At 67.2% G+C, this 15,124-nt stretch carries 13 protein-coding genes; 5 read left to right on the top strand and 8 right to left on the bottom strand.

Going from position 1 to position 15,124, the window contains the following annotated elements; translation table 11 throughout:
- The first annotated feature begins 98 nt into the window (after window positions 1-98).
- Window positions 99-998 carry a DMT family transporter gene (locus tag ACOMD9_RS05320; protein ID WP_421412582.1) on the top strand — a complete coding sequence of 300 codons (900 nt, stop codon included), beginning with the start codon at window positions 99-101 and terminating at the stop codon, window positions 996-998.
- A gap of 257 nt (window positions 999-1,255) precedes the next feature.
- Here the strand turns inward: ACOMD9_RS05320 and ACOMD9_RS05315 are convergent, their stop codons facing one another.
- The 5 genes from ACOMD9_RS05315 to ACOMD9_RS05295 all read right to left on the bottom strand — a co-directional run bounded on the left by ACOMD9_RS05315 (window position 1,256) and on the right by ACOMD9_RS05295 (window position 6,439).
- On the bottom strand, window positions 1,256-2,020 hold the full coding sequence (locus ACOMD9_RS05315) for a MauE/DoxX family redox-associated membrane protein (RefSeq protein WP_421412580.1): 765 nt from the start codon (window positions 2,018-2,020) through the stop codon (window positions 1,256-1,258).
- 168 nt (window positions 2,021-2,188) lie between these two features.
- Entirely contained in the window at window positions 2,189-3,022 is an 834-nt protein-coding gene (locus tag ACOMD9_RS05310; RefSeq protein ID WP_421412578.1) for a carbohydrate ABC transporter permease, read from the bottom strand.
- An 11-nt stretch (window positions 3,023-3,033) separates the two neighbouring features.
- Window positions 3,034-3,921 carry a carbohydrate ABC transporter permease gene (locus tag ACOMD9_RS05305; RefSeq protein ID WP_421412576.1) on the bottom strand — a complete coding sequence of 296 codons (888 nt, stop codon included), beginning with the start codon at window positions 3,919-3,921 and terminating at the stop codon, window positions 3,034-3,036.
- Window positions 3,922-3,962: 41 nt separating this feature from the next.
- A complete protein-coding gene (locus tag ACOMD9_RS05300) occupies window positions 3,963-5,249 on the bottom strand; it encodes an ABC transporter substrate-binding protein (RefSeq protein ID WP_421412574.1) in 1,287 nt (428 codons plus the stop codon).
- A complete protein-coding gene (locus ACOMD9_RS05295; RefSeq protein WP_421412572.1) occupies window positions 5,246-6,439 on the bottom strand; it encodes an ABC transporter ATP-binding protein in 1,194 nt (397 codons plus the stop codon). The genes ACOMD9_RS05300 and ACOMD9_RS05295 overlap by 4 nt, the downstream gene beginning before the upstream one ends.
- A gap of 213 nt (window positions 6,440-6,652) precedes the next feature.
- On the opposite strand from ACOMD9_RS05295, the gene ACOMD9_RS05290 reads away from it, so the two are divergent.
- Window positions 6,653-8,239, top strand: coding sequence for a GNAT family N-acetyltransferase (locus ACOMD9_RS05290; RefSeq protein ID WP_421412570.1), 1,587 nt, complete (start codon window positions 6,653-6,655; stop codon window positions 8,237-8,239).
- 4 nt (window positions 8,240-8,243) lie between these two features.
- The gene (locus ACOMD9_RS05285) at window positions 8,244-9,059 is read left to right on the top strand and encodes a M90 family metallopeptidase (RefSeq protein ID WP_421412568.1); all 816 of its coding nucleotides are present in this window, start codon (window positions 8,244-8,246) and stop codon (window positions 9,057-9,059) included.
- Here the strand turns inward: ACOMD9_RS05285 and ACOMD9_RS05280 are convergent.
- Window positions 9,002-9,988 (bottom strand): LysR family transcriptional regulator, encoded by a 987-nt coding sequence (locus ACOMD9_RS05280; RefSeq protein ID WP_421412566.1) that lies wholly within the window; start codon window positions 9,986-9,988, stop codon window positions 9,002-9,004. The two genes, ACOMD9_RS05285 and ACOMD9_RS05280, sit on opposite strands and share 58 nt — an antisense overlap.
- 128 nt (window positions 9,989-10,116) lie before the next feature.
- Here ACOMD9_RS05280 and ACOMD9_RS05275 point away from each other — a divergent pair, with 128 nt between their 5' ends.
- Window positions 10,117-11,190, top strand: coding sequence for a tartrate dehydrogenase (locus ACOMD9_RS05275; protein ID WP_421412564.1), 1,074 nt, complete (start codon window positions 10,117-10,119; stop codon window positions 11,188-11,190).
- A gap of 66 nt (window positions 11,191-11,256) precedes the next feature.
- Here the strand turns inward: ACOMD9_RS05275 and ACOMD9_RS05270 are convergent, their stop codons facing one another.
- Both ACOMD9_RS05270 and ACOMD9_RS05265 read right to left on the bottom strand, forming a co-directional pair.
- Window positions 11,257-11,889, bottom strand: a complete 633-nt coding sequence (locus ACOMD9_RS05270) for a cytochrome b/b6 domain-containing protein (RefSeq protein ID WP_421412562.1) — start codon at window positions 11,887-11,889, stop codon at window positions 11,257-11,259.
- Between the two features lies 1 nt (window position 11,890).
- Window positions 11,891-13,477, bottom strand: a complete 1,587-nt coding sequence (locus ACOMD9_RS05265; protein ID WP_421412560.1) for a tetrathionate reductase family octaheme c-type cytochrome — start codon at window positions 13,475-13,477, stop codon at window positions 11,891-11,893.
- Between the two features lie 248 nt (window positions 13,478-13,725).
- Between ACOMD9_RS05265 and ACOMD9_RS05260 the strand changes: the two genes are divergently transcribed.
- Window positions 13,726-15,120 carry an NAD(P)/FAD-dependent oxidoreductase gene (locus tag ACOMD9_RS05260; protein ID WP_421412558.1) on the top strand — a complete coding sequence of 465 codons (1,395 nt, stop codon included), beginning with the start codon at window positions 13,726-13,728 and terminating at the stop codon, window positions 15,118-15,120.
- Window positions 15,121-15,124: the final 4 nt, after the last annotated feature.

The following is a 15,124-nucleotide window of genomic DNA, read 5'->3' as shown; positions in this document are numbered from 1 at the left end:
CGGCGTCCTTGGCGCTTGCATCGATGCATCGGCATACTAGGATGCACTGTCCTACAGAGCCCCGGTCCGCGGGGCTTCTTCTTTTCCGAGAGGCCCCCATGCCGCTGTTCTACTTCCTGCCCCCGCTCGGCGCCGTGCTGATCTGGTCGGGCAACATGACCATCAACCAGCTCACCGTGGGCGCCATCGCCCCCAGCAGCATCGCCTTCCTGCGCTGGGTCCTGGCGCTGGTCGTGCTGACTCCCTTCGTCCTTCCTGCGGCCCTGCGGCATCGCGGGGCCATCCGCCGTGCCTGGCCCAAGCTCGCCTTGCTGGGCCTGCTCGGCATGGCCATGTGGCAGGGGCTGGCCTATGTCGCCGCCGCGACCACCTCGGCCACCAACATGGGGATACTCGCCGCCATGGTGCCGCTGCTGACGGTACTGCTCAGCGCCCTGATCCTGCGCGAGGCCCCGAGCCTCGGCGGCACCCTGGGCGGAATACTGGCACTGGTCGGCGTATCGGTACTGCTGGGGCGCGGCAACCCGCTCTCGCTGCTGGAGCTGGAAGTCGCCCTGGGCGACCTGCTGATGGTGGTGGCGGCCACCTGCTATGCCCTCTACGGCGTGATGCTCAAGCGCTGGCCCCTCGACCTGCCGCCCTGGGTGGTGCTCTACCTCCAGGCCGTCTTCGCCACCCTCTTCCTGCTCCCCGGCTACCTGATGGGGCCGATGACGCCAATCGACAGCCACAACGTCTGGCTGATCCTCTATGCCGGCATTCCCGCCTCGATCATCACCACCTTCCTGTGGATGCATGCGGTGCGCCAGATCGGCGCCAGCCAGGCGAGCATCTTCATCAACCTGATGCCGCTGTTCAGCGCGCTGATCGCCATGGCCTTCCTGGGCGAGCGCGTCGCGCCGTTCCACCTGGTCGGTGGCGTGCTGGTCCTGGCGGGGGTGATCATGGCCCAGACGCTGACCCAGCCCCTGGTGCGCCAGGGTGCGACGCCGTCATGAGTCTCGACACCACCCGGCTCGACCGACGGCGGGTTTTCTGCGCGGGCAGCGAAACCACCTGGCGGCTCGTCGATCCGAAAGACGTTGCTTGGCCTCGCCCCGGCCATGCGGAGAGCTTGGCACGTCGCTGCTGCCGAGGCTCCCACCACTCTCGCGGCGCGCCGGAGGGAAGCGAGAAGCACGGCTATCCACGCTGAACGCGGGCGTTCGCCCGGCCCGATGTAACGCACCAGCCGAGCGACGCAGCCCCCGTGACATTACAGCACGTACATGCGCAGCGGCATCCAGATGCCCATGCCCACCATGATGAGATTCTCGGTGAGCGACACGAACCCCAGTGGCACATTGCTGTCCCCGCCCACGCAGGCACACTTGAGTTCCCGCTTGTCGATGTAGACGGCCTTGAACACCGAGACGGCACCCACCGTGCCGATGAACAGTGCCATCGGCGCGGCCAGCCATACCAGGGCGCCGCCCAGCATCAGGATGCCCGCCAGCGTCTCGGCGTAGGGGTAGACGTAGCCATAGCGCACCTGGCGCTGGGCAAGAAGGTCGTAATTGAGAAACATCGTGCTGAAGCTCTCCACATCCTTGAGCTTCTGCAGCCCCAGCAGCGTCATCGCGATGGCCACGAAATATTCCGGCATCCTGGCGCTCAGCAATGTGCCCGTCGCCGTCCAGCTCACGGCAAGCGCCACCAGGAAAGCCGTGGCGAACAGCGCGATCACAGGCTGGTAGGTGGTTTCGTCCTCCTCCGGCGAATCCAGTCCGAAATACTCACGCAGCGCTTCATAGCCTCCGATACGCTGACCGTCGATGAAAGCCTGGGGCGTCGTATCCACCCCGTGCTTCCTCATGAAGGCTTCGGTTTCCTCCCGCGTGGTCAGGTGGTGATCCTCGACATCGAGTCGCTTGCGCTGCAGCAGGTCCTTGCTCTTCAAACCGAAAGGACACAGGTGCTCATCCATGACCATGCGGTAGAGCTGAGCCTTTCCGCCCTTCTCGACCGGTCCCTGACTCATGGTCCTCCTCCGTTGCAGTTGTGGGCTCACGACAAGTGTAGTGGTTCACCCGTTCCCTGCAGGTCGGAGGCATCTCGAACCATCCCGCTCGGACCCGGCAGGCCTTTCGCCACGGGAAGGAAGGGCACCGGCAGGCAAGCCCCGCACGAGCGCTGAAGTGGCCAGGCTTCAGCGAATCCCCGCCCGCAGGAACGACTGCACGAACTGACGCTGGAAGAGCAGGAAGGCAACCAGCAGCGGGGCGATGCTGAGCAGGGTGGCGGCGCTGACGGTGGCCCAGTTGACGCCGGTCTCCGGCGCCGAGAAGATCCCCAGCCCCACCGTGAGCGGGCGGCTCTCCACCGAGTTGGTGACCACCAGGGGCCAGAGGAAGTTGTTCCAGTGGTGGCTGATCGAGACCAGGCCGTAGGCGAGGTAGGTGGGCTTGGCCAGCGGGACGTACACCTTGAGCAGGATCGCCATCCAGCCACAGCCCTCGACCCGTGCGGCGTCCTCCAGCTCGCGGGGGATGGTCTTGAAGGTCTGGCGCAGCAGGAAGATGCCGAAGGCGCTGGCCACGTAGGGCAGGCCGATGCCGGTGATGGTATCGACCAGTCCCAGGGCGCTGGCGATGCGATAGTTCTCGACGATCAGGACCTCGGGAAACACGAACAGCTGGATCAGCACCAGCATGAACAGGATGTCCTTGCCGGGGATCGGGAAACGCGCGAAGGCGAAGCCGGCCAGGGTACAGACCACGAACTGGGCGGCGACGATACCGGTGACCAGCAGGAAGGTGTTGAGGTAGTAGCGGGCGAAGGGCGCCTGCTCCCAGGCATCGGCGAAGTTGTCCAGCGTCAGCGGCGCCAGCAGCTCGAAACGCACCATGAAGGCCGGTGGGTGGAAGGCCGCCCAGAACGCATAGAGCAGCGGGAAGATCCAGATGATCGCCAGCAACCAGGCGGCAACGGTCTCGAGGCGGGGCACCCGGATGGCGAACGAGCGCTTCCGGGTGGCTGTCATGCTCGGCTGGCTCATTGGTAGTGTGTCCTGCGATCGAGGATGGTGAACTTCACCGTGGCCACCACCGCCAGCACCAGCAGGATCACCACCGTGATGGTGGCGGCATAGGTGCGGTCGAAGAACGAGAAGGCGTTCTCGTAGACGTAGTAGAGCAGCAGGTTGGTGGCGTTGTTGGGCCCGCCCTTGGTGAGGATGAAGAGGTGGTCCACCACCCGCACCGCGTTGATCAGCGCATTGATCAGCACGAACAGGGTAGTCGGCATCAACAGCGGAAAGGTCACCCGCCAGAAGTAGCTCCAGCGGCTCGTGCCCTCCAGGTTGGCGGCCTCCTCGAGTTCCGGCGGGATGCTCTGCAGCGCCGCCAGGTAGAAGATCATGAAGAAGCCGGCCTCCTTCCAGATGGTCATCACGATCACCGCGCCGAGGGCCACGCCGGGGTCGCCCAGCCAGTTCGGCCCGCTGATGCCGATCGCCCCCAGCAGGCTGTTGAACAGGCCGATCTGCGGCGCGTAGAAGAACATCCAGATATTGGCCGCAGCGATCATCGGCAGGATGGTCGGGGTGAAGTAGGCCATGCGCACGAAGCCGCGACCGGGAAGGCGGGCATTGACGAACAGCGCCATGCCCAGGGCCAGGGCGATGGAGGTGGGAATGGTGCCCAGGGCATAGATCAGGTTGTTGCGGGCGACCCGCCAGAAGGTGCGGTCCTCGACCAGCAGCGCATAGTTCTCCAGCCCGACGAACTCCGGCGGCGCCCCGCGAAAGCCGGGCAGGAAGAGGCTGTTGATCAGGGTGGCGACGGTCGGCAGGTAGGCGAAGGTGCCGAGCAGCACCGCCGCCGGCAGCAGCAGCAGGGCGCCGTAGATCTGCATGCGTCGGTCGGCATTGTGGATCACCATGGCATGTCCTGTCCGGGCCCTTGCCCCGGCGACCTGATGCGTCAGCGCGAGTAGCGCCGCAGGGCGGCCTCGGCTTCCGCCTGGGCCTGGGCCAGAGCCTCGGCGGGTGACATCTGCCCGGTCAGCGCCGCCTGGATGGCGTTGTCGAGCGCGCGCCGCACCCGGCCACCCTGGTAGGTGGCCAGCTCGGCGGTGGCGTGCTCGAGCTGGTCGCGAGCCACCGCCGCCGGCGGGAAGGTCTCGACGTAGTCGCGCAGCGCCTCCGTCTCGTAGGCCGCCGGGCTGACCCCCATGTAGCCGGTTTCCATGGACCAGGCCGCAGCGCGCTCCGGTGCCGTCATCCAGCGGATGAAGGTCATGGCGGCGCGCTGCTCCTCCTCGCTGGAATCCTTGAAGAGGTAGAAGTTGCCACCGCCGGTGGGGCTGCCGCGCTGGGTGTTCATGGGCAGCATGGCCACACCGAAGTCGAAGCCGGCCTCGTTGCGCACCGCGGTGAGGTTGCCGGTGCTGTGCCACATCATGGCGGTGGACTGTTCGATGAAGTTCTGGCGCAGGGTACCCCACTCGATGGTGCCGTCGGGCATCGCCCCGTGCTCCTCGGCCAGCGACACCCAGTATTCCAGTGCCTCGATGGCCGCCGGGTCGTCGAAATGGACCTCGGTGCCGTCGTCGCTCATCAGCCGATGGCCGTTCTGGAAGGCGAAGGCCTGGAACATCCAGTAGGGGTAGCCGGTGGAGGGCACCATGACCCCCCACTGCTCGCCCCCCGATGCCTCGCGCACGGTGGCGGCCATCTCGGCCATCTCCTCCCAGGTCTCGGGAGGCGTGTCGGGATCGAGGCCGGCGTCCGCGAAGGCCTCCTTGTTCCAGTAGAAGACGATCGTCGAGCGCTGGAAGGGGATGCCGTAGGTCTGGCCGTCTAGCCGGCCGTTCTCCATCAGCGCCGGGTAGAAGCCGTCGAGCCATTCACGCTCCTCGTCGCTCTGCACGAGGTCGTCGAAGGCGACGATCACGTCCTGTTCCAGCAGCTCGTAGAGGTCGATGGAGAACATCACTGAGAGCTGCGGGGCGTCCCCCGCCTCGACCGCCGACATGGCGCGTACCCGGGTGTCGTCGTAGTTGCCGGCGTAGATGGCATCCACCGAGATGTCCGGGTGCTCGGCCTCGAAGTCGGCGACCAGGCCGTCGATCACCTCGGTGAGGGCACCGCCCACCGCCACCGGGTAGTACATGGTCAGTTCGGTCTGCGCCTGGGCGGACAGCGAGCCGGTAGCCAGCAGGCCGGCCACCGCCAGGCTGCTCGTCTTGAGGGAAAGTCGTGCGTTCATCGCTTCACTCCTGGAGTGTCGTTCCCCGCTGGGGTGGGGGAGGTCGGGGCCTCGTTCCTGTGTACTGGATGCTGCTGCACCCGCCGGCCGGGGGCCGTGGCGAGGTCATATCCCTGGAGAGCCAGGCGTTGCCCGTCTCCAGCGCTGAAGAAGTGGGCCGCCGAGGGCGGCCATTGCAGGCGACAGGGAGCACGCGCGGCGAACGCGGGCACGCCGTCGACCCGGGCCCGCAGCTCCTGGTTGCCGACCTTGAGGCGCAGGATGCTGTCGGCGCCCAGGTACTCCGCATCGATCACCTCGGCCGGCACGCCAGGGGCTTCCGCGGGCAGGATGGCGATGGCCTCGGGGCGCACGCCCAGCAGGTGGCCCTTGGCCTCGTGGGGAGCGATGGAGCAGTGCGGCTCGCCATCGATGACGGCACCATCGGCCGCGGCGGAAAGCGCGACCAGGTTCATTGCCGGGCTGCCGATGAAGCTCGCGGCGAAGGACGAGGCCGGCCGATCGTAGAGCGCGCCGGGGGTGGCGTCCTGGACGATGCTCCCCGCCTGCATCAGGATCACCCGATCGCCCATGCTCATGGCCTCGACCTGGTCGTGGGTGACGTAGATCACCGTCATGCCGAGTCGCTGCTGCAACGCCTTGATCTCCCTGCGCATCTCGCCGCGCAGTCGGGCGTCGAGGTTGGATAGCGGCTCGTCCATCAGGCAGATGGGGTGTTCGGAGATGATCGCCCGGGCCAGGGCCACCCGCTGTCGCTGGCCGCCGGAGAGCTGGGCCGGCTTGCGATCGAGATACGCCTCGAGGTCCACGAGCCGAGCGACCCGGTCGAGCCGTTCCTCGCGCTCGGCCCTGGGCACCTTGCGGCTGCGCAGGCCGAAGACGATGTTGTCGGCCACGTCGAGATGGGGAAAGAGCGCATAGGACTGGAACACCATGCTGATGCCGCGGTCCCCCGGCGGCAGGTGGGTCACGTCGCGCTCGCCGATGTGGATGCGCCCGGCACTCGCCTGCTCGAGGCCGGCGATCATCCGCAGCGTGGTCGACTTGCCGCAGCCGGAAGGCCCCAGCAGGATCACGAACTCGCCGGGGGAGACCTCGAAGGAGATCCGGTCCACGGCCGCCTGGCCGCTCCAGACCTTGCTCACCGCCTCGAGCCGGATTCGCTTGTCCTTGTTCCTGTCGTCGTGCATGGCGTGCTCGTTGCCCGAAAGCCTGGAGCAGTGCGGCCTGTCGCTCACCCCGCCCCCCTTGAACAGCGTAGCCGGTGATTCATCGATTTGCGGGCATCCTGCACGGGCCGGGTGTCACCGCGATGAAAGGGCCATGAACCGGGCATGACAGTCGCCGACTTTCGGGTGCATGCTAGAATCCGTCCCTTCACCCTGACCAGGAACCGACGCGTCATGTCCCTCGACGATCTGCACCTGAACCTGCGAAACCTGACCCCGGACGACTATCCCCAGCTCCAGGCGTTGATGGACCGGGTCTACGACGACATCGGCGGCGCCTGGCCGAAACCCACCATCGACAAGCTGATCAAGGAGTTTCCCGATGGGCAGATCGCCATCGAGGACGACGAGATCATCGTCGGCGTGGCCCTGACGGCCCTGGTCGACTACGACACCTTCTCCAACCCGCACCGCTACGACGACCTGATCGGCAAGCGCGAGATCATCCTCAATGACCCGGACGGCGACGCCATGTACGGGCTGGACGTGCTGATCCATCCGGACTATCGCGGCTACCGCCTGGGCCGGCGCCTCTACGAGGCGCGCAAGGAGCTGTGCCGCTCGATGAACCTGCGGGCGATACTCGCCGGCGGGCGCATCCCCCAGTACCACGAGCACGCCCACGAACTCTCGCCGGCCGAATACCTCGACCGGGTCGCGCGCAAGGAGATCCACGACCCCATCCTCTCCTTCCAGCTGGCCAACGACTTCCAGGTCAAGCGCCTGCTGCGGAAGTACCTGCCGGAGGACGAGAAGTCCCAGGGCTACGCCACCCTGCTGGAATGGAACAACATCCTCTATGAGCCCGCCGAACGGGTGCTCGAGAACCGCCCCACCCAGGTGCGGGTCGGCGCCGTGCAGTGGCAGATGCGCGAATTCGACTCGGTGGAGGCGGTACTGCAGCAGGTGGAGTACTTCGTCGACGCCCTCTCCGACTACCAGAGCGACTTCGCCGTCTTCCCGGAACTGTTCAACGCCCCGCTGATGGGCCTGCAGGACCGCGCCGCCCAACAGGACCAGCAGGCGGCGATCCGTTTCCTGGCCGGCTTCACCGAGCAGTTCGTCACCGAGCTGTCGCGCATGGCGGTGGCCTACAACATCAACATCGTCGCCGGCTCGATGATCGAGCTGCGCGACGACGATCGCCTCTACAACGTCAGCTACCTGTGCCACCGTGACGGCACCATCGAGCATCAGGACAAGCTGCACATCACCCCGCAGGAGCGTCGCGACTGGGTGATCGACGGCGGCGACGAACTGTGCGTGTTCGATACCGACGCCGGCCGCGTGGGCATCCAGATCTGCTACGACGTGGAGTTTCCCGAGCTCTCGCGGCTGCTCGCCGACCAGGACATGGACATCCTCTTCGTGCCCTTCTGGACCGACACCAAGAACGGCTACCTGCGGGTGCGCCACTGCGCCCAGGCGCGGGCCATCGAGAACGAGTGCTACGTGGTGCTGTGCGGCAGCGTGGGCAACGTGCCCTCGATCGAGAACCTCGACATCCAGTACGCCCAGTCGTCGGTCTTCTCGCCGTCGGACTTCGCCTTCCCCCACGACGCCGTGCTCTCCGAGACCACCCCCAACACCGAGATGGTGATGTTCTCGGACCTGGACCTGACCCGGCTCACCGTGGTGCGCGCCGAGGGCTCGGTGACCAATCTCAAGGATCGTCGCAAGGACCTCTTCGACCTGCGCTGGCGCGACTGGTCGTGGAAGTCCGGGGGCCGGCCATCCGGGGCGAACCTGGAGGAGGGCTGACGCCATGCTGCGCCACCTGCGCCGCTGGCGGGCGAAGAGCTTCGAGGCCCGCCATCCCTTTCCCGGGGAGGCCTGGCACGAGGCCTGCGCACGCCTGCCGCTGCTGGCGACGCTGGGCAACGACGAGGCCGAACGCCTGGGCCGACGCGCCTGGCGCTTCCTGCACGCCAGGCGCCTGAGCCTGCACCCGGACCTGGTCGAGACCACCCCCTTCGACCTGCCGGCGCGGCTGGCACTGGCCGCCCAGGCCTGCCTGCTGACACTGGGCTGGAGCGAGTCGGAGCACCAGGAGGCCTTCGCCGGGGTCCACGAGATCCTGGTGCTGCCCGAGGCCTTCCGGCGCCGGGTGGAGGAGATGGACGAGTTCGGCGTGATGCACGAGTACGTCGACGAGCGTGCCGGCGAGACCTCCCACCAGGGCCCGGTGGTGGTGGCCTTCCCGGACCTGATGGAGAGCGGCGACTGGAACGGCTTCAACGTGGTGATCCACGAGCTGGCCCACAAGCTCGACCTGGGCAACTCGCTGGACGTCGACGGCTTCCCGCCGCTGCCCCGCGAGATCGACCCGCGGGACTGGCACCGGGTGTTCATGGGCGTGTGGGAGGACCTCCAGGCGCACCTGGAGCGTGGCGAGCCGCCCCCCATCGACGACTATGCCGCCAGCCACCCGGGCGAGTGCTTCGCGGTCTGCTGCGAGCACTTCTTCACCGCCCCTCAGGTGCTGCACGGGGCCTACCCGGCCCTCTACGACCTGCTCGCCCGCTACTTTCGCCAGGACCCCCTGAGACGACTGCCGCCACCCCCATCCGCCCTGCCCTGATCCCCGGCGACCTCCTCGGCCATGGCCGGCACCCGCCCCGCCATCGCCTCCTCGAGGAAGGCGACGAAGGCGCGGATGCGCGCCGGCACATGGCGTCGCTGCTGGTAGACCGCGTGAAAATCGGCGCGCACCCCACGCCACCCGGGCAGCAGCTCGACCAGGGCGCCGCTGGCCAGGTGCTGGTGCACGTCCCACCAGGAGCGCAGGGCGACGCCGTGGCCATCCAGCGCCAGGCCCACGATCACCTCGCCGTCGTTGCTGGCGAGCGGGCCGGCGACCTTCACCGCCTGCTCCTCTGTCGGGTCACCACGCCGCTGGAACCGCCACACCGCGAAGTCGCTGTCGTTCTCGCGCAGCAGCAGGCAGGGGCAGCCGGCCAGGTCCGCGGGGGTCGTCAGCCTCGGCAGGCTCGCCACCAGCGCCGGTGATGCGCACAGCACCCGTCGGTTGGCCAGGATCCGTCGCGCCACCAGCCGCGAATCCGGTGGTTCTCCCACCCGGATACCGATATCGAACGCCTGGTCCCCCAGGCTCAGCGGGAAGTTGGAGAGCTCCAGCACCCCCTCCAGCCGTGGGTGCCGGGCGCAGAAGGCCGAGAGCAGCGGCGCCACATGACGCCGGCCGAAGCCGAAGGTGGCATTGACCCGCAACGGCCCGGAAAGCTCGGTCTGCTGTTCGCCCAGGGCCTCCTCGAGTTCGTGGAGTTCCTCGAGGATGGCGGCCCCCCGCGCCAGGTAACGCTCCCCCTCGGCGGTCAGGGTCAGGCGCCGGGTGGTGCGGCTGGCCAGTTCCACCCCCAGGCGGGCCTCGAGCTGCTTGAGACGCTTGCTCACCGCCGACAGCGACAGCCCCAGCTCGCGGGCCGTGGCGGTGAGGCTGCCGGCATGGGCCAGGCGCTGGAAGAAGGCCAGGTCATCGATCTGGGCCATCGTCGCTCCCCTTGATCATGCCATTCTCCACTTTTGATCAACAATGAATTGCACTATAGCCCGATTATCTCGGGGAATTGGCAGACTAGACTGGCTGCGACACCCAGCCAAGCCCAGAGGAACCCTTCATGACCCACCGTATCGCCGTGATCCCCGGTGATGGCATCGGCACCGAAGTGATGCCCGAGGGGCTGCGCGCCCTGGAAGCCGCCGCCAGGCGTTTCGACATCGACCTGCGCCTGGAGCACTTCGATTTCGCCTGCTGCGACTACTACCTCAAGCATGGCAAGATGCTGCCCGACGACTGGTTCGACCAGCTCAAGGATTTCGATGCCATCTTCTACGGTGCCGTGGGCTGGCCGGAGAAGGTGCCGGACCACGTTTCCCTGTGGGGGTCACTGCTGCAGTTCCGCCGCCAGTTCGACCAGTACATCAACCTGCGCCCCTGCAAGCTGCTGCCGGGCATCAAGAGCCCGCTGGCCGATCGCAAGCCCGGCGACATCGACTTCTACGTGGTTCGCGAGAACACCGAGGGCGAGTACTCCAGCATCGGCGGCAAGATGTTCGAGGGCACCGACCGCGAGGTGGTGATCCAGGAAACGGTGATGACCCGCGTGGGGGTCGACCGGGTACTGAAGTACGCCTACGAACTGGCGGCCTCCCGCCCTCGAAAAAAGCTCACCTCGGCCACCAAGTCCAACGGCATCTCCATCACCATGCCCTGGTGGGACGAGCGGGTGAAGGCCATGGCCGGCGGCTATCCGGACGTCAGCGTCGACCAGTTCCATATCGACATCCTGACCGCCAACTTCGTCATGCACCCCGACTGGTTCGACGTGGTGGTGGCCAGCAACCTGTTCGGCGACATCCTCTCCGACCTGGGCCCGGCCTGCACCGGCACCATCGGCGTGGCGCCCTCGGCCAACATCAACCCCGAGGGTGACTTCCCCAGCCTGTTCGAGCCGGTCCACGGCAGTGCCCCGGACATCGCCGGGCGCGGCATCGCCAACCCCATCGGCCAGATCTGGTCGGGAGCCATGATGCTCGAGCACCTGGGTCACCAGGAGGCCGGCCAGGCGATCGTCGACGCCTTCGAGGCGGTGCTGGCCGACGCCGGCCCGACGGTGCTGACCCCGGACATCGGCGGTACCGGCACTACCGAAACCCTCGGCCAGGCCATCGCCGAGCGCATCAGCGGCTGAGCCGCGGCCTGCCGAAAGCACGACGGCCACCGCCCTGGCGGTGGCCGTCGTCGTGGGGGCCGCGGCTCAGGAGCCGCGAGGCGGGCGCTTGACCTCGCTCTCGTCATGGACCTCCTCCCAGCCGGTGATCATCGCCTTGATATGGGCCAGCGGCGTGTGGCCGGCAGTGGACAGGTAGACGTGGATGATCAGGAAGGCCAGCATCAGGAAGGCGCCCAGGGCGTGCAGCCCGGCCACCTGCTCCAGGCCCAGGAAGGCCGGCACGCTGTCGCGCACGCTGCCCCAGAACAGGTAGAGCAGGCCCGACACCCAGACCAGGGGGTTGATCACCAGCTTGACCCCCAGGTAGGCCAGGCGCTGCAGCGGGTTGTGCTTGCGCTCCACGGTCACCTTGTAGGGATGGGGAGCGCCCGTGAAGATGCCCCAGGCGTAGTAGCGCACCATGGCGTCGATGTTCGTCAGGGTCGGGATGTAGTGCTTCCACTGCCCGGTGGTGAAGTGCCAGAAGATGGCGAACACCCAGAGCCCGATCAGCAGCCAGGCCGCCGTCTCGTGGATCCGCACCGCCGGACCGAAGGGGATCAGCTCATGAACGCCGCGGATGGCGAAGCCGCTGATCAGGAGGATGATCACCAGGGCGGCCTGGGCCCAGTGCCAGAACCGTTCGAAACGGGTGAAGAGATAGATCCGCTGGCTCATGTCAGGGCTCCTTGCGCCGATTCCGGTTGGCGAAACGCAGGGCGCCGTGACCGACCACGCCCAGCAGCATCAGGCCGGCCAGGCCGAAGCCGAAGCGATCGAGCAGCTGGTGACGGTCGCGGCCCGGCATCCATACCCCCTCCACGCCGGCGAGCCGGCCCTCGGCGGCATGGCAGGCGGCACAGCCGAGTGCCTGCTCGCCGGGGGCCACCATGTGGGTGATGGGCCACAGCATGGTGGTCTCGACGAAGTCGTACTCGCCGCTGAAGGGCTGGCCGGCGGCCTCGGTGCCTGCCTCCAGCGCCAGGTCCCAGTCGAAGTTGAACCAGAAGGCGGTGTCATCGGGGAGCGCGACATGGGGCACCAGCAGGGTGTTGTGCACGCTGTCGTAGGGCTGCTTGCCGTGGAAGCGCTTCACCGGCCAGATCCGCGAGTCCTCCCCCCCCGGGGTGCCGTGGTAGGTGTTGATCGCCACCGGCGCGGCGTCGGGGTCGATGACGGTCTCCGTGGTGGTGAAGGTGGTGTCGCCGTTGAACCAGAGGTACTCGGGGACCACGTTCTCGCCCAGCACGAAATCGCCCTTCCTGCTGTCATAGATGACATGGCCGTTCTCGTCCCGGCGCTGGAAGGGCCGGCCCTCCTCGTCCAGCTGGCCACCCGTCGACCAGTCCCAGCCCATCTTGGTGGGCACGCCGCCGCGGGCGAAGGCCGGGATATGGCAGGTCTGGCAGGCCAGGGTGCGGGTGTGCTCGTTGAGGCGCTGGGCCATGGCGCCCGACTCGTGGGGCGTGTCGCCATGGCAGGCCTGGCAGGTGGCCGGATTCCGGTCGGTGGGCTCGCCCCGCAGGATGGCACGGTTGGCATCGGCCGCCGACACCTGGATACGGCTACCCGGCACGGCATGGCTTTCCGTCCGGTGACAGCTGCTGCAGGTGAAATCCAGGCCATCGGTGGCCATGTGCACATCGAGGTCACGGTGGGCATCCACCAGCGAGGAGTCCAGGTCACCATGCTTCACGCCGTCACCGCCACCACCATAGAAATGGCAGCTGCCACAGGTCTGGCGCGAGGTGGGCCCGACACTCTGCGCCACCGCCTCGAGATCGGTGGGCTCGTGGAAGGTGCCCGATCCCGGGGGATACTCGGTCAGCTCGTAGGCGGGGTGCCCCGCCAGGCCCGGCACCTTCCTGTAGTCTCCGGTGTTGTGGCAGGCCAGGCAGTCCACCTTGAAGGGGTTGGTGAAGTCGAAGCTGTCGTCCTCCCAGCCATAGCCCACATGGCACGCGTGGCAGAAGGCCTCGTTGGAGCGGTCGGCGATGCAGAAGCCGTTGAGCATGCTCTTCTTGCCGAGCCGCTCTCCACTCACCGGGTTGTGGTACTCCCAGGTCCAGTGGCGGGTCTCCATCACCTCCGAAGCCGCCTCGGTGTGGCAGCCCAGGCAGGCCTCGGTGACCTCCTCGCCGCTGGTAAAGGGCCCCTGCAGCGCCTCGAACCGGCTGTGGTCCGCCGTGCTGGCATGTGCCCCGGACACCAGCAGCACGGCCATCACCGCCGCTGCCAGCCACCCGGCCCATCGTTCGTGATTCATCGCCTCCCCTCCCTGCATGGGCAGAGGGATGCCTCACGCCCCCGGCCTTCCGGAAGTATGGCTGAGCCGGGCAGGATGGACCTGATGCGGATCAACGAACCGGGGAAAAGGCGCCCCGATACCATGCGTCAGATTGCCGCAGACCAAGGAAGGTGGTGTCATTTGATTAAGGCTGGGTTATAAAATATGGGTTATAAGCATATAATATTTTGATGACAGTGCCTGACCCGATACGCAGGAGCCGCCTCATGCCCCGTTACCCTCTGCAACCCGTCCGCCTCGACCGGCGCCAGCTGCTGAAGCTGGGGCTCGGCGCCGGCGCCGCTGGCCTGCTGCTGCCCACCGGGCTGCATGCCAGGAGCGTTTCCACCAATGCCCGCATCGTCATCATCGGCGGCGGTGCCGCCGGCATGGCCATGGCCAACCGCCTGTCCAGTCGTCTCGACGGTGCCCGTATCACCATGATCGAGCCGCGCGAGACACACCACTACCAGCCGGGCTGGACACTGGTCGCCTCCGGCGTCTGGAACCCCGACAAGACCATGCGTCCCAACGCCCAGTTCGTGCCTTCCGGTATCGACTGGGTGCGCGAGCCGGCCGCCGGCATCGATGCCGAGAACCGTCGTGTCGAGCTCGCCAGCGGACGCCAGCTCGAGTACGACTACCTGGTCGTGGCCACCGGCCTGCAGCTCAACTACCACCTGATCGACGGCATGTCGCCTGACCTGGTCGGCACCAACGGCATCGGCAGCGTCTATGCCAGCATCGAGGGCGCGACCCGCACCCGTGACGCCATCGACGCCTGGATCGCCAAGGGCGGTGGCAAGGGCATCTTCACCGCGGCGCCCACGCCGGTGAAGTGCGCCGGTGCGCCGCTGAAGATGACCTTCACCACGCTCTCGCGGCTCGAGGAGACCGGTCGCCGCGACGACTACCAGGTGGACTTCATGGCGCCCGGCGGAGCGCTGTTCAGCCAGCCCTTCATCAACGACTTCGTCAAGCAGCGCTTCGACGACCAGGGCGTCAACCGCCTTCACCACTACCGGCTCTCCGCCATCGATCCCGGCGCGCGTCAGGCGGAGTTCACCTTCGTCGGCCCGGACAGCGAGTTCACTTCGCACCATCAGCTGCGGGAGGCGGAGTTCTCCCGGGAGGGCGAGCGCAAGGTGGTCGCCGACTACGACTTCATCCACGTGGTACCGCCGATGAGTGCGCCGGACTTCGTCAAGCAGAGCGACCTGATCGCCCTGGATGGCCCCTTCCGCGGCGAGTGGCTGGACGTGGACATCCACACCCTGCAGCACAACCGCTATCCGGAGGTGTTCGGCATCGGCGACGTGATCGGCGCGCCGATCAACAAGACCGCCGCCAGCGTCAAGGCCCAGGCGCCCATCGTGGCCGACAACCTGGTCGCGCAGATCCAGGGGCAGGCGCTGCCCGCCCGCCACAATGGCTACACCTCCTGCCCGATGATCACCGGCATCGGCAAGGCGATGCTGGTGGAGTTCGGCTATGACGACAACCTGGCCTTCCTGCCCTCCTTCCCCTTCATCGATCCGCGGGAAGAATCCTGGGCGGTCTGGGTGATGAAGGATCGCATGCTGCAGCCGGCCTACTACGCCGTGCTCGAAGGCCAGGCCTGAGGAG

It is taken from the genome of Halomonas terrestris, from assembly GCF_049166755.1.
Lineage (GTDB): Bacteria > Pseudomonadota > Gammaproteobacteria > Pseudomonadales > Halomonadaceae > Halomonas.
Note: the sequence above shows the minus strand (reverse complement) of the source record. Positions and strands in the feature narration are given on the sequence as shown.